Origin of the sequence: Streptomyces sp. YIM 121038 (assembly GCF_006088715.1) — a bacterium.
GTDB lineage: Bacteria > Actinomycetota > Actinomycetes > Streptomycetales > Streptomycetaceae > Streptomyces.
Map to the genome: position 1 here is coordinate 6526298 of NZ_CP030771.1, position 14041 is coordinate 6540338.

The 14041-nt window shown below is 71.8% G+C and carries 14 protein-coding genes; 5 read left to right on the top strand and 9 right to left on the bottom strand.

The annotated features are described in order from the left end of the window. Nucleotides 1-111: 111 nt before the first annotated feature. Nucleotides 112-1137, top strand: coding sequence for an ATP-dependent 6-phosphofructokinase (locus C9F11_RS28215; RefSeq protein ID WP_138961886.1), 1026 nt, complete (start codon nt 112-114; stop codon nt 1135-1137). Nucleotides 1138-1230: 93 nt separating this feature from the next. Here the strand turns inward: C9F11_RS28215 and C9F11_RS28220 are convergent, their stop codons facing one another. From C9F11_RS28220 to C9F11_RS28245, 6 genes are all read right to left on the bottom strand, one after another. Further along, a complete protein-coding gene (locus tag C9F11_RS28220) occupies nt 1231-1926 on the bottom strand; it encodes a helix-turn-helix transcriptional regulator (protein WP_249401914.1) in 696 nt (231 codons plus the stop codon). A gap of 123 nt (nt 1927-2049) precedes the next feature. Beyond that, nucleotides 2050-2880, bottom strand: coding sequence for a carbohydrate ABC transporter permease (locus C9F11_RS28225; RefSeq protein ID WP_138961888.1), 831 nt, complete (start codon nt 2878-2880; stop codon nt 2050-2052). Further along, nucleotides 2880-3686: a sugar ABC transporter permease gene (locus C9F11_RS28230; protein WP_171076129.1), complete on the bottom strand. Its 807-nt coding sequence runs from the start codon at nt 3684-3686 to the stop codon at nt 2880-2882. Before C9F11_RS28230 ends, C9F11_RS28225 begins: the two co-directional genes overlap by 1 nt. A 98-nt stretch (nt 3687-3784) precedes the next feature. After that, complete coding sequence (locus tag C9F11_RS28235) at nt 3785-5149, bottom strand: extracellular solute-binding protein (RefSeq protein ID WP_138961890.1); 1365 nt, start codon at nt 5147-5149, stop codon at nt 3785-3787. A gap of 122 nt (nt 5150-5271) precedes the next feature. Then, nucleotides 5272-5481 (bottom strand): hypothetical protein, encoded by a 210-nt coding sequence (locus C9F11_RS28240; protein WP_138961891.1) that lies wholly within the window; start codon nt 5479-5481, stop codon nt 5272-5274. 97 nt (nt 5482-5578) lie between these two features. Beyond that, complete coding sequence (locus C9F11_RS28245; RefSeq protein ID WP_138967107.1) at nt 5579-6901, bottom strand: cation:dicarboxylase symporter family transporter; 1323 nt, start codon at nt 6899-6901, stop codon at nt 5579-5581. A gap of 302 nt (nt 6902-7203) precedes the next feature. Between C9F11_RS28245 and C9F11_RS28250 the strand changes: the two genes are divergently transcribed. Further along, on the top strand, nt 7204-9078 hold the full coding sequence (locus C9F11_RS28250; RefSeq protein ID WP_138961892.1) for a sensor histidine kinase: 1875 nt from the start codon (nt 7204-7206) through the stop codon (nt 9076-9078). Next, on the top strand, nt 9075-9770 hold the full coding sequence (locus C9F11_RS28255) for a response regulator (protein WP_138961893.1): 696 nt from the start codon (nt 9075-9077) through the stop codon (nt 9768-9770). Before C9F11_RS28250 ends, C9F11_RS28255 begins: the two co-directional genes overlap by 4 nt. Here the strand turns inward: C9F11_RS28255 and C9F11_RS28260 are convergent. Both C9F11_RS28260 and C9F11_RS28265 read right to left on the bottom strand, forming a co-directional pair. Beyond that, on the bottom strand, nt 9746-9991 hold the full coding sequence (locus C9F11_RS28260; RefSeq protein ID WP_138961894.1) for a DUF397 domain-containing protein: 246 nt from the start codon (nt 9989-9991) through the stop codon (nt 9746-9748). The two genes, C9F11_RS28255 and C9F11_RS28260, sit on opposite strands and share 25 nt — an antisense overlap. Beyond that, nucleotides 9957-10844, bottom strand: a complete 888-nt coding sequence (locus C9F11_RS28265) for a helix-turn-helix transcriptional regulator (protein ID WP_138961895.1) — start codon at nt 10842-10844, stop codon at nt 9957-9959. The genes C9F11_RS28260 and C9F11_RS28265 overlap by 35 nt, the downstream gene beginning before the upstream one ends. 177 nt (nt 10845-11021) lie before the next feature. Between C9F11_RS28265 and C9F11_RS28270 the strand changes: the two genes are divergently transcribed. Continuing rightward, nucleotides 11022-11462: an ATP-binding protein gene (locus C9F11_RS28270; protein ID WP_138961896.1), complete on the top strand. Its 441-nt coding sequence runs from the start codon at nt 11022-11024 to the stop codon at nt 11460-11462. On the opposite strand, the gene C9F11_RS28275 is transcribed toward C9F11_RS28270, so the two are convergent. Further along, entirely contained in the window at nt 11459-12199 is a 741-nt protein-coding gene (locus C9F11_RS28275; RefSeq protein ID WP_138961897.1) for a TetR/AcrR family transcriptional regulator, read from the bottom strand. The two genes, C9F11_RS28270 and C9F11_RS28275, sit on opposite strands and share 4 nt — an antisense overlap. 150 nt (nt 12200-12349) lie before the next feature. Between C9F11_RS28275 and C9F11_RS28280 the strand changes: the two genes are divergently transcribed. Next, nucleotides 12350-14041 carry an MFS transporter gene (locus C9F11_RS28280; RefSeq protein ID WP_138961898.1) on the top strand — a complete coding sequence of 564 codons (1692 nt, stop codon included), beginning with the start codon at nt 12350-12352 and terminating at the stop codon, nt 14039-14041.

Sequence of the window (14041 nt, forward strand, 5' to 3'; positions counted from 1 at the left end):
CGTGCCCTCTTGACAATACCTCTGCGGCTGGCTAAGTCGCAGGCTGGCCGAACGCCGTGGAACAATCGGACCGGCTCACAGGAAGCAACAGCGAGCAGGAGACACAGCGCGATGCGTATCGGAATTCTCACCGCGGGCGGCGACTGCCCGGGCCTCAACGCAGTGATCCGGTCGGTCGTGCACCGAGCGGTCACCAACTACGGCGACGAGGTCATCGGCTTCGAGGACGGCTACGCGGGTCTGCTCGACGGCCGCTACCGGACCCTGGACCTGAACGCGGTGAGCGGCATCCTCTCCCGCGGCGGAACGATCCTCGGCTCCTCCCGCCTGGAGCGCGCCCGCTTCCGCGCCGCCTGCGACAACGCCAAGGACCTGATCGAGAAGAGCGGCTTCGACGCGCTCATCCCGATCGGCGGCGAGGGCACGCTGACCGCGGCGAAGATGCTCCACGAGGCCGGGGTACCCGTCGTGGGCGTGCCCAAGACCATCGACAACGACATCTCCTCCACGGACCGCACCTTCGGCTTCGACACGGCCGTCGGCGTGGCCACCGAGGCCATGGACCGGCTGAAGACCACCGCCGAGTCCCACCAGCGCGTGATGGTCGTCGAGGTCATGGGGCGGCACGCGGGCTGGATCGCCCTGGAGTCCGGCATGGCGGGCGGCGCCCACGGCATCTGCCTGCCCGAGCGGCCCTTCGACCCGGCCGACCTGGTCAAGATGGTCGAGGAGCGGTTCGCGCGCGGCAAGAAGTTCGCGGTGATCTGCGTCGCCGAGGGCGCGCACCCCGCCGACGGCACCATGGACTACGGCAAGGGCGCCATCGACCAGTTCGGCCACGAGCGCTTCCAGGGCATCGGCACGGCCCTCGCCTACGAGCTGGAGAAGCGGCTCGGCAAGGAGGCCAAGCCGGTCATCCTCGGCCACGTCCAGCGCGGCGGCACGCCCACCGCGTACGACCGCGTCCTCGCCACCCGCTTCGGCTGGCACGCCGTCGAGGCCGTGCACCGCGGCGACTACGGCCGCATGACCGCGCTGCGCGGCACGGACATCGAGATGGTGCCGCTCGCCGAGGCCGTGACGGAGCTCAAGACGGTCCCGAAGGACCGGATGGACGAGGCGGAGTCGGTCTTCTAGAGCTTCCGGGTATCTGGTTTCCGACTTTCCAGAACGTTCCATCCAGAGCGGAAACAGATGGTGCCGCCGCCCTCGGCTGTGTCCCGGGCCGTCTCAGGGCGGGCCCGGGACCAGCGGCCAGAAGTGGTCGAGGACCCGGTCCAGGAAGTCGCGGCCCGCGTGGCCCGAGGCGTCGGCGCTCGCGGAGGCGCCCCAGCTCAGCGTGCGGACCATCCGCGACTGGTACGCGTCGTGCAGCTGGCGCAGCGGGCCCTCCACGGTGCGCTTGTCGACGGCAAGGAGCTTGCTGACCGGGCGCACGTACCCCTGCCAGCGGGTCGTCACCGCGCTGCGCAGCAGCTCCGCGAGCTGCTCGGAGCGGCCGGTGACCGCGATGAAGTCCGGCAGCGAGAGCCGCAGGGTGTGCGCGAGGGCGGCTGACTGCCGGTCGCTGCCGCGCCACTGGCCGGTCTCCTCCATCCGCAGATAGGCCTGGAGCTCCACGCCCGCGCCGCGCGCCACGTCCTCCGGGGCGAGGGCGCGGGCCAGGCGGTGCTCCCGCAGCGTCCGCGCGGCGCCCATGAGTTCACCGGGCGAGCACCACAGCGTGGCCGCGAGCGCGGCGAGCTCGGCGGCGTTCGGCGTGGCGAGGCCCCGCTCCCACGCGCTGACGGTGTCCGCGGTGACGTGGGCGAGGCCGTAGCTGGCCCGCATGTCGTGGGCGACGTGCCCGGGCGCCATGCCCAGCGCCTCGCGCAGCCGGCGCGCGGCGGGGAAGTCGAAGAGCGGTGGGGGCTGCCTTGCTTGCACGGGGCACACGGTAGGGGCACCGCAGTCGGGCGACTACGGTGCGTTCCTACGAGGCTGTGGCTCGGACGAAGCCACATCCGACGGGGGCGCCCTCGGCGGGCTCCCGTGCGCCGGGTGCGGGGCTCATCCCTTCACCGCGCCGCCCAGGGCGAAACCTCCTCCCAGGCGCCGGGCGATCAGGACGTACAGCAGGATCACCGGCGTCGAGTAGATGAGCGAGAACGCCGCGAGCTGGCCGTAGACGATGGCGCCCTTGCTGCCGAAGAAGTCGTTGATGCTGACCGCCGCGGGCATCTGGTCGGGGGAGAGCAGCAGCATGAACGGGACGAAGAAGTTGCCCCACATCAGGACGAAGGAGAAGACGGTCACGACGGCGACGCCCGGCCCCATCAGGGGCAGCACGATGCGGATCAGGGACTGCAGCGGCGAGGCGCCGTCCGTCCAGGCGGCCTCCTCCAGCTCCTTGGGCACGCCGTCCATGAAGTTCTTCATCAGCCAGATGGCGAACGGCAGTTGGGACGCGGCGAAGAAGAAGATCGTGCCCTGGAGGGTGTCGATGAGGTCGACGCGGACGAACAGCGCGTACACCGGAACCATGATGGCGGTGATGGGCAGGCTCGTCGCGAACAGGATGGTCAGCATGAACGGCCGGTTGAGGCGGGAGGAGTAGCGCGACAGCGGGTAGGCCGCGAGGGCGGCGCTCACCACTGTCAGGAGCGTGCCGCCGCCGCACAGCAGCAGGCTGTTCAGCATCGGCGTGAAGGTGATCTCGTCGGTGAGGACGGCGTCGAAGTGGTCGAGCGTGAAGCCGTCCGGGCGCTTCACGCCCACGTCGGCCCTGGGGTCGACGGCGGACAGCAGCACCCAGGCGAGCGGCACGGCGAAGGCCGCCGCCACCGTCAGCAGACCGATGTCGGCGGCGAGGCGGCGGCTGCGGGCACGGCGTGCGGACATCAGACCTCCGTGCGCAGCAGGCGCATGTAGAGCAGGGAGAACAGGGACCCCACGAGGAGCAGCAGCAGCGCCACCGCCGTGCCGTAGCCGATCATGCTCTTCTGGAAGGCCTGCTCGTACATGAACAGCGGCAGCGTCTGGCTGCGGTTGCCGGGGCCGCCGCGCGTCATCACCCAGATCAGCCCGAAGACGGACAGCGTCTGGAGGGTGTTGAGCATCAGGTTCGTGCCGATGGAGCGGCGGATCATGGGCAGCGTGATGTGCCACATCCGGCGCCAGCCGCCCGCGCCGTCGACCTCCGCGGCCTCGGTGACCTCCCGCGGGATCTCGCTCAGCGCCGCCGAGTAGACCAGCATCGAGAAGGCCGTGCCGCGCCACATGTTGGCGAACGACACCGCCAGGATCGGCAGGGTGAACAGCCAGTTCTGGGACGGCAGATGGAGCACGTCGAGGACCGCGTTGAGGGTGCCGTCGCGGCGGAAGAAGGCGTACAGGAGGAAGCCCGCGACGACCTCGGGCAGCACCCACGCCGTGACGACGACGGCCCCCGTGACGGTGCGCACCGGCTTGGAGGCCCGCCGCATCAGGACGGCGAGCGCCAGGCCGAGCGTGTTCTGCCCGAGGACCGAGGACAGGAACGTGAAGACGAGCGTCAGCCACACCGCGTTGAGGAAGTCCTCGTCGCCGAAGGCCGTGCGGAAGTTCTCGAAGCCGACGAAGCTCTCGTGCGCCTGGCCGGTCAGCTGGAGGTCGGTGAAGGCGATGTACGCGCAGTAGCCGATGGGGCCCGCCAGGAACAGCGCCATCAGGACGACGGCGGGCGAGACCGGCAGGGCACGGCCCAGCGAGCGGACGAGGCGCCGGCGGCGCGGCGGGGCCTCGCCCGGGGCCGTCGCCAGGGCCTTCACCTCTCGATCACCTTGCCGTCGGTGGCCGACCTGACCTCGTCGTCGTAGCCGCGCGCCGCGTCGTCCACGGAGCCGTCACCCGTGGTGACCTTCTCCATGGCCTCCTGCATCGCCGTGGAGACCTTCGGGTACGCGGGGTAGGCGGGCCGGTAGTGGGTGACGGCGACCAGGTCGGTGAAGAACCGGATGCCGGGCTGCGCCTTCACGTACTCGGGGTCCTTCGCGACGTCCTCGCGCACGGAGATGCCGGAGTTGGCGATGTACCACCGCTTCGCGTTCTCCTTCGTCTGCATCGTCTCGATGAACCGGAACGCCAGCTCGGGGTTGTCCGCCTTCGCGGGGACGGCCCAGGTCCAGCCGCCGGACATGCTGACCTTGCCGGGCGCCTGACCTCCTTGCGTGGGCATGGCCGCGAGGCCCAGCTCCTTGGACCACTCGGGCCATTCGTGCCCGGAGCCCTTCAGCCAGTCCTGCGGCAGCCAGGAGCCGTCGAGGTTGATGGCGAGCTTGCCCTTGGGCAGGAACTCGCCGCGCACGCGCGTGGCCATGTTCGGGTCGAGCGCGTCCTCGACGTCCGGGCCGAGCTTCTCCTTGTACACGGTCTCGACGAACCTCAGGGCGTCCTTGAAGCCCTTGCTGCCCACGACCCACTTCTTGGCCTTCGGGTCGTACACCGGGTCCTTGCCCGTCCCGTACAGGAGCATCTCCAGGCCCTGCATGGAGGAGGTCTCGCCGCCGGGCTTGCCGGTGTACACGTTCAGCGGCACGACGCCGGGCACCTTGTCCTTGACGGTGCGGGCCGCGTCCAGGACCTCGTCCCAGTTCTTGGGCCGCCAGTCCTGCGGCAGGCCCGCCTTCTTGAAGACGTCCCTGCTGAACCACAGCCCGCGCGTGTCCGTCCCGTCCGGCACGCCGTACGTCTTGCCGTCCTCGGCCCGCGCGGCGGCCTTGGCCGTGTCGATGAACTTCGGCCACTCCTTCCACTTCTCCAGATACGGGTCGAGGGGTCTCAAGTACCCGCTGGTGATGTCGGAGTTGATGAGGAAGGTGTCCTCGTAGACGAGGTCGGGCGCGGTCTTCGGGGAGCGCAGCATCTGCTGCACCTTCGTGTAGTACTCGGCGTCCGGCGCCTTGATCGGCACCAGCTTCACCTTCTTGCCCGGATGCGCCTTCTCGAACTGCTTCTTCATGGCCTCCAGGTAGTCGTCCATCACCCGGATCTGGTTGTCCATGGACTGCTTGTACGACACCTTCACGGTGTCCGGGTCGTCACCGGAGCCGCCGCCGCACGCGGTGAGGGCACCGGCGGCGAGCGCGGTCGCGAGGAGGAGAGGAGCGGAAGCGGTGGGGCGCACGGGCACGACCTCCTACGGTCCGGCGCGGCCGCACTGCCTGCCGCGCACGGCCGCCGCCCGGTGAACGTAAGCGCTTGCTGGAAGCAAGGTCAATGCCCTTGCAGGGGCGCGGCGGGCCTGCCGCGCGCTCAGCGGTGCAGCCGTGCCGGGAGGTCGTCCCACTGCGGGCCGAGGCGGTAGTGGGAGGTGTGCACGCAGTCCGGGCACACGTACTGCGTGCACCAGCCGCCGCCCCGGCAGCGGACCTCGCCCACGGGTATCGGGGCGGTGGTCCAGTGGCCGCAGACGCCGAGCACGCGGTCCGGGAGGGCGGGGAGAGCGGAAAGAGCAGTACGCATGAGGGTGGTCAGCTCCTCGGAAGTCGTATCGGCAGCCCCCGGGCCGCGGGGGTCCGGGGGCTGCCGCACCTCACTTGGGGGGCACTGCCGCGAGGGCCTACGCCTTCACCGGCGCCTTCTCCAGCGGCACCTGCTCGGGCACGGCCTCCGCCGCCGGCGGCGCCCCGTGCTCGTCGTCCACGAGCGTCCGCTCGTCGAAGGGCAGCTTGCCGTCGAGGACGAGGGCGACCCGCTCCCGGTCGACCTCCTTGGTCCACGTACCGATGAGGAGCGTGGCCACCGCGTTGCCCGCGAAGTTGGTGAGGGCGCGGGCCTCGCTCATGAAGCGGTCGACGCCGATGATGAGGCCGACGCCGTCGACGAGCCCCGGCTTGTGCGACTGGAGGCCGCTGGCCAGGACCGCGATGCCGGAGCCGGAGACGCCCGCGGCGCCCTTGGACGCGATCATCATGAACAGCAGGAGCGAGATCTGCTCCCCGATGCCCAGGGGCTGGTCCATCGCGTCGGCGATGAAGAGCGAGGCCATGGTCAGATAGATCATGGTGCCGTCGAGGTTGAAGGAGTAGCCGGTCGGCACGGTGATGCCGACGACGGGGCGGCTCACGCCCAGGTGTTCCATCTTCGCGATGAGCCGCGGCAGCGCGGACTCCGAGGACGACGTGGAGAGGATGAGCAGGAACTCCCGGCCCAGATACCTGAGCAGCTTGAAGAGGTTGACCCCGGTGACCAGGCGCAGCAGCGTGCCGAGCACGAGCACGATGAAGAGCGCGCAGGTCACATAGAAGCCGATCATGATGGTGGCCAGCGCCCTGAGCGCGTCCGTGCCGGTCTCGCCGATGACGGCGGCCATCGCGCCGAACGCGCCGACGGGCGCGGCCCACATGATCATGCCGAGGACGCGGAAGACCAGCTTCTGGATGTGCCCCACCCCGCGGAGGATCGGCTCGCCCGTGCTGCCCATGGCCTGGAGGGCGAAGCCGACGAGGAGCGCGACGAGCAGGGTCTGGAGGACCTCGCCCTGGGTGAAGGCGGAGACCATCGTCTTCGGGATGATGCCGAGCGCGAAGTCGACGAGGCCCTTGTCCGCCTCGTCGGCCGCGTCGTGGCCCGCGGCCTTGTCCGACGAGGTCAGGTCCATGCCGGAGCCGGGGTGCAGGATGTTGCCCACGATCAGGCCGATGGCCAGGGCGACCACGGACATGGCGACGAAGTAGGCGAGCGCGAGCCCGCCGACCTTGCCGACCTTCGCGGCCTGGCGGACCGAGCCCACGCCGAGCACGATCGTGCAGAAGATGATCGGCGAGATCATCATCTTGATCAGGTTCACGAAGCCGGTGCCGAGGGGCTTGAGCTCCTTGGCGAAGTCCGGCGCGGCGAAGCCGACCGCGATGCCGATGAGCACGGCCGCGATGACGGCGATGTAGAGGTAGTGGGTGCGGTCCCGCTTCGCGCGGGGCGCGGGCGGGGTGCCCGTCCCCGCCGCGGGCGGTGCCGCTCCGGTCCCGGCGGCGCCCGCCGCCGTCCTGTCATCTGCCACGGTTGCCTCCTTGGGCGACTACGACCACTGTGTCCTCGCGAGTCGTGCGGCTCACGTCCTGGCGATTCCGGGTGACTATCTCCCGGGGTGTGAGGGCGGTCACCCTTGCGTTCATTGAGTTCGCGCCGCGGACCGCAGCCGGTGTTCCTTTAGGTCAGGCGCGTGCGGCGAGGCAGACTTGCACCATGCCCCAGCCCTCCCGACCGCCCCGCCGACCGCGGGCTCCGCGCGCCCCGCGCAGCCTCGCCGGTCAGCTCTTCGCCATGCAGGTGGTCCTGGTGGCGGTGGTGGTCGCGGGCTGCGCCCTGTTCACGTACCTCAGCGACCGGCACCAGGCGGAGGAGGCGGCCCGGCGCCAGGCCACGGCGGCGGCGCGCGCGGTCGCGGACGCGCCGTCCGTGCGCGAGGCGATCCGCGGGGACGACCCGTCCCGCGCGCTCCAGCCGTACGCGTCGCGGGTCCAGCGGGACACCGGCGTCGCCTTCGTGACGATCATGGACCGGCGCGGCATCCGCTGGACCCACCCCGACCCGGCCCGCATCGGGCAGCGCTTCCTCGGCCACACGGCGGAGGCGCTGCGCGGGCAGACCTTCACGGAGACGTACACCGGCACCCTCGGGGCGTCCGTGCGCGTGGTCACGCCCGTCCACGACGGCGGCCGGATCGTCGGCCTGGTCAGCGCGGGCATCACCATCGACGAGATCACCGCGAAGGCGCGCGGCCAGCTCGTGGCGCTGCTCGGCGTCGCGGCCGCGGCCCTGGTGCTCGGCGCCGTCGGTACGTACGTCATCAACGCGCGGCTGCGCCGCAGCACCCACGGGATGAACGCGGCCGAGCTGAGCCGCATGCACGACTACCACGAGGCCGCGCTGCACGCCGTGCGCGAGGGGCTGCTCATGCTCGACGGGCGGCGGCGCGTGGCGCTCATCAACGACGCCGCGCGCGAACTGCTCGGCGCGGACGAGGGCGTCGTCGGCGCCTACGTCACCGACCTGGGCCTGCCCGCGCCGCTCACCGGCGCGCTGCTCGACGCGGCGCCGCGCGTGGACGAGGTGCATCTGACGGCGGACCGCGTCCTCGTCGTGAACACCTCGCCGGTCTCCGGCGGCGACCGCAGGGGCACCGTGGTCACCCTCCGCGACCACACCGAACTCCAGGCCCTCACCGGCGAGCTGACCTCCGAGCGCGGCTTCACCCGCGCGCTGCGCTCCCAGGCCCACGAGGCCGCGAACCGGCTGCACACCGTGGTGTCCCTGATCGAACTGGGCCGCGCCGACGAGGCGGTGGAGTTCGCCACGGCCGAGCTCGAGCTGGCCCAGGCCCTCACCGACCAGGTCGTCGCGGCCGTCAACGAGCCGGTGCTCGCGGCGCTGCTCCTCGGCAAGGCGGCCCAGGCCAACGAGCGCGGCGTCGAGCTGGTCATCTCGGACGACACCAGCGTCGACGACGGCGAGCTGCCGCGCACGCCCGCCGCGCGCGACCTCGTCACCATCCTCGGCAACCTCATCGACAACGCCGTCGACGCGGCGCAGGGCTCCCCGTCCGCCCGCGTCACGGTGACCGTCCTCGCCCGCCCCGACACCCTGCTGCTCCGCGTCGCGGACACCGGCCCCGGCATCCCCGAGGCCCACCGCGAGGCCGTCTTCACCCGGGGCTGGTCCACCAAGTCGCCCGACGGCCGGGGCCTCGGCCTCTCCCTGGCCCACCAGGCGGCCACGCGCAACGGCGGGACGCTGACGGTGGCGGAGTCCCGCGCGGGCGGCGCGGAGTTCACGGCGACGCTCCCGCTCACCGCCCCACCGGGCCCTGCCGCCGAGCCGGACTCCGAAGCCGCGCCGGGCTCCGAAACCGGGGCGCACCCCGCCGCCCCACCGGGCTCCGAGGCCGGGGCACGCCCCGGAGTCGCGCAGGGCTCCGAAGCCGCGCCGGGCTTCGAAACCGGGGCGCACCCCGGAGCCGCGCAGGGCTCCGGAGCGGGGGCGCACCCCGCCGCCGCGCCGCGCCCCGGAGCCTCTCCGAACTCCGAAGCCTCCGCGCGTCGAGAAGGGGCCCAGAGATGACCGAGCCCGCGCCCGCCCCCATCCGCGTCCTCGTCGTCGAGGACGACCCCGTCGCCGCCGACGCCCACGTCCTGTACGTCAACCGGGTACCGGGCTTCGAGGCCACCGCGACCGCCCACACCGCCGCCGAGGCGCGCCGCGCGCTCGACCGCGGGCCCGTCGACCTGATCCTCCTCGACCTGAACCTCCCCGACGGCCACGGCCTGTCCCTGGCCCGCAGTCTGCGCGCCGCCGGGCACAAGGCGGACGTCATCGCCGTCACCTCCGCCCGCGACCTGACCGTCGTCCGCGAAGGCGTCTCCCTCGGCGTCATCCAGTACGTCCTGAAGCCCTTCACCTTCGCCACCCTGCGCGACCGGCTCACGCGCTACGCCGAGTTCCGCAGCGCGGCGGGCGAGGCCACCGGGCAGGACGAGGTCGACCGGGCCCTCGCGACCCTGCGCGCCCCGGCGCCCGCCACCCTGCCCAAGGGCCTGAGCGGCCCCACCCTGGAGCGCGTCACCCGCACCCTGCGCGACGCCCCGCCCGAGGGCCTGACCGCCGCGACCGCCGCCGACCTCACGGGCCTGTCCCGCATCACGGCCCGCCGCTACCTGGAGCACCTGGTCGACACGGCCCGCGCGGCCCGCAACCCCCAGTACGGCCAGGTGGGCCGCCCGGAACTGGTCTACCGCTGGCTGCCGCCGTCCTGAACGACCCCCGCCACGAAGGCGGCCCAGGCAGGCCGCCCGAGCACCAGGGCGGGCCCTTCGGGGTCCTTGGAGTCACGTATGCCGACACCGCCGCCGACTTGGCCGGCGAGATCGGCGACCTCTATGCAGTTCTGACCTGTCCCGTCGCTGTACGACGACTTGAACCAGGCGTAATCGGGGGCGAGTTCAGTTGCTGTCAGGCGACGGGGCACGGGTTGCATCCCTTTCGAGTTGGCGCAGGAAATGGGGGGTGTCCTCGGGCGGCAGAGCTGAAGCTGCCATGGCGTCGAACCGTCGGATGAAGCGGTCGACTTCACGGCGCTTGTCCGATGTGTGGGTCGCTCCCCAGGCACTGTCGATCTGGACCCGCGCCGGTAGCTGGTCGCCGAGGTCGAGGATGGCGAAGTCGTTGGTGGAGCGGTAGCCCTTCCGGAACGGGAGCACTTGGATCGTGATGTGTTCCCAGGACGACATGTGCACCAGCTTCTCGTACTGTTCGCCCATGACGTCGGCTCCTCCGACCGGGTAGCGCAGAGCGGCCTCCCCGAGGATCACGCGGAGCTTGACCGGGTCCTCTCGGGTGAGTACCTCTTGGCGCCTCATCCGTACTTCCAGGCTAGTGCGGACGAACTCCGAGGTCGTCTCCTCGACGGGCTTGTGGAGCTCGAGCAGGGTCTGTGCGTAGCGCTTCGTCTGGAGCAGCCCGTAGACAAGCGTCGGGTGGTACGCGCGCATGCCGCGGGCTTCGGGTTCCAGGCCGACGAAGCCGGGCAGTCCGGCGGGCATGAGACCGCGGAACTGCGTCAGCCAGTCCTGGCGTCCTGACTCCCGGTTGAGGTTGACCAGGGACTCGACGACGTCCTCGTCGTGGACGCCGCACTTGGTGAGCAGCTTGCGCAGATCGCCTACGTTGCGGAAGTTCAGGTCACCGTTCTCGATGCGAAGCAGCGAGGCCTCCGAGATCCGCAGCCCTTGCACCGCTTGCTTCCGTGTGAGCTGAGCGCTCTCCCGCAACTGCCTCAGCTGAAGGCCGAGTTCCAGCCTCTGGCCGGTGCGCCCGCGTTTGGCTGCCATGTGCACCACCTGTGGTCTCTTGTGCGTGTCACCTGGAATTGCATCCGGAGTGTGACAGCTCGTGTACGGGTGCCGCAGGCAGTTGTGCACATTCACGCATAGTCCAATTTCCAACCTCTCTGAAATTTCAGCGAAGTTCGATTGAAGTCGAACGCAGGAGGTCGGGACCGTAGCTCCATGACGAACCCCACGGCACCGGCACCCCCACCTTCACCGTCGAGCGAACCCCCACACACCTGGTCCACGAGCTACCCCCTGACCCCCGCGGCCGCGGCCCTCGCCCGACAGGGCACGCGGGGGCGGCTCGCCGCGTGGCGGTGGGGCGGGGACGTCGACGACGCCGTGCTCGTCGTGTCCGAGCTGGTCGCCAACGCCGCCCGGCACGGGCACGTCCCGGGCCACCACCTGTGGCTGCGGCTCGCCGTCACGGCGCACGGCGGCCTGGTCGTCGACGTGTCGGACCCGGTGGGGGAGTTCCCCGGCTTCGAGTCGGCGGCCCCGCGCGGGGAGGGCGGCCGGGGCCTGCTCGTCGTACGCCAACTCGCCCAGGACGTGGGCTGGTTCCCCCGCCAGGGCCGGGGCAAGACGGTCCGCGCGCTGCTGGCCCGCAGGGGCTAGGCGAGGCCCGAGGCCACCTCGTTCACCAACGCCGTCGCCTCCGGGAGGGGCAGGCCCGCTGCTGTCAGGAAGGTGATGGGGGCCGCGCGGCCCGCCTCGTCCGCGTCGATCGCGCCGTCGTTCACCGCCTCCATCAGGCCGAAGACGATGCTCTCCAGGACGTAGACGAGGGCGCGCGGCGGCACCGTGGTGGTGAACCGGCCCTCGTCCAGGGCGCGTTGGAACATCGCGGCGCCCGCCGCGTTCATGGGGGCCAGGCGTTCGCGGATGCCGTCCATGGTCACCGCGCGCTGTGCGAGGGAGAGCAGCAGGCGGTAGCGGTCGGTGACGCGCCAGACGCCGAGCATCGCGGCGGCGACGGCGCGCGCCGGGTCGTCGGCGTTCGCGTAGGCGGCGCGGTGCGCGGCCATCACCGCTTCGACGGCCTCGTCGAGGAGGGCGGTGACCAGCGCGTCGCGGCTCGGGAAGTGGCCGTAGACCGTGCGGCGCACCACCCCGGCGCCCCGGGCGATCTGGTCCATGGACGCGTCCGGGTCCCGGGTCAGCTCGGTGTGGGCGACGTCGAGGATGCGGCGGCGGTTGGCGTCGGCGCGGGCCGCGGCGGCGCTCGCGGCCCCGGTCCTGGCCCCGGGCGTCCCAGAGGTCCCGCCCCCGGCGGTGGCGGGTCCGGCCCCAGCGGTGGCAGGCCCCGCCCCGGTGGACCCGCCGCGCGGCGGCGTCGGCTTCGTACGGCTCATGGCGCCATTGTGCCGCCGATCCAAGTACTTGCACACCGCTGTGCAAGACGGCCGCCCGTCCGCTACATTGCACAGTGGCGTGCAAATGCACAGTGATGTGCAAGTCCCTGTGTTCCGCGTACCCGTACGACGTACTCCGAGGTGACCCCGATGCCTTTGTTGATCAATGAGCCGGTGGAGCGGATGGACCGGCCCTACGCCCGCCGCTGGTGGGCGCTGCTCGTCCTGTGTCTGAGCCTGCTGATCGCCGTCATGGCGAACACCGCGCTGACGGTGGCGGCGCCCGACATGACCCGCGACCTCGACCTCAGCAGCTCCGACCTGCAATGGGTCATCGATGCGTACACCGTTCCGTACGCCGCCCTGATGCTGCTCTTCGGCGCCATCGGCGACAAGTACAGCCGGCGCGGCGCGCTCGTGCTCGGGCTGCTCGTGCTCAGCGCGGGCGCGGGGGCGGGCGCGCTCGCCGACAGCTCGACGGCCGTCATCGTCGCGCGCGGCGTGATGGGCGTGGGCGCGGCGATGATCATGCCCGCGACGCTCTCGCTGCTCGCCTCGACGTTCCCGCGCGCGGAGCGGGCCAAGGCGATCACGCTGTGGGCCGCCACCTCCGGCATCGCCATCGCGGCGGGCCCGCTGATCGCGGGCCTGCTCCTGCGGCACTACGGCTGGGCGTCGACCTTCCTCATCGACGTCCCCGTGGCGGCCGTCGCGATCGCCGGGGCCTTCGTCCTCGTACCGCCGTCGAAGTCCTCGGCGGCGGGGCGCATCGACTACGTGGGCGGGCTCCTCTCCGTCGTCTGGATCGGCGCGCTCATCTACATGATCATCGAGGGGCCCGGCTTCGGCTGGGGTGCCGGTGCCGTCGCCGCGGCCGTGGTCGCCGCCGTCGGGCTCGTCGTCTTCGTCGTCTGGGAGCTGCGCCACCCGCGCCCCGTCCTGGACGTCCGCAAGTTCGCCCGGCGCGGCTTCTCCGGCTCCAACCTCGCCGTGGCCCTGTTCTTCGTGGCGGCCTTCGGTGCCTTCTACTTCCTCACCCAGCACCTCCAGTTCGTCCTGGAGTACGACCCGCTGGAGACGGGCGTGCGCATGCTGCCGCTCGCGGGCGCGGTCTTCGTCGGCTCCGCGCTCACCGGCTTCCTCACGCCGAGGCTCGGCGCGAAGGTGATGGTCACCGCGGGCATGGTCGGCGGCACCACGGCCATGGCCCTGCTCACCGCCACCGACGCGGCCTCCACGTACGGGGACTTCGTGCTGCCCCTCGTCGTGCTCGGCCTGTCGATGGGGCTCGCGGTCTCGCCCTGCACGGACGCCATCATGGGCGCCTTCCCGGAGGCGGAGCTCGGTGTCGGCGGCGCCGTCAACGACACCTCGCTCGAACTGGGCGGCTCCCTCGGCATCGCCGTCCTCGGCTCGGTCCTCGGCACCTCGTACGCCGACGCCCTCGCCGACGAGACGGCGGGCAGCAAGCTCCCGGCGTCCGCCCTCGCCCAGGCCCAGGACTCCGTCGGCGCGGGCGGCGGCGTCGCCCAGGCCGTCGGGCAGCAGGCGCGGCGCCTCGCCGAGCAGGCCGCGGCCGCCGACTCCCCGCAGAAGGCCGCCGAACTGAAGGCCCAGGCCGCCGAACTCGCCCAGGGCGCCGAGCAGATGAAGCACGCCGTGGGCACCTCGTTCTCCGACGCGGTGGCCCACACCAGCCTGATCGGGGCGGTCGTCCTCGGCGTCGGCACGCTGGTGGTCGCCCTGCTCCTGCCGAGGAAGCGGCAGGCGCCCGCCGGGCCCGTGTCCGGCGCCGCCGCGCCGACGTCCGACACCGCGAAGGAACCCGTGTCACAGCCCTGA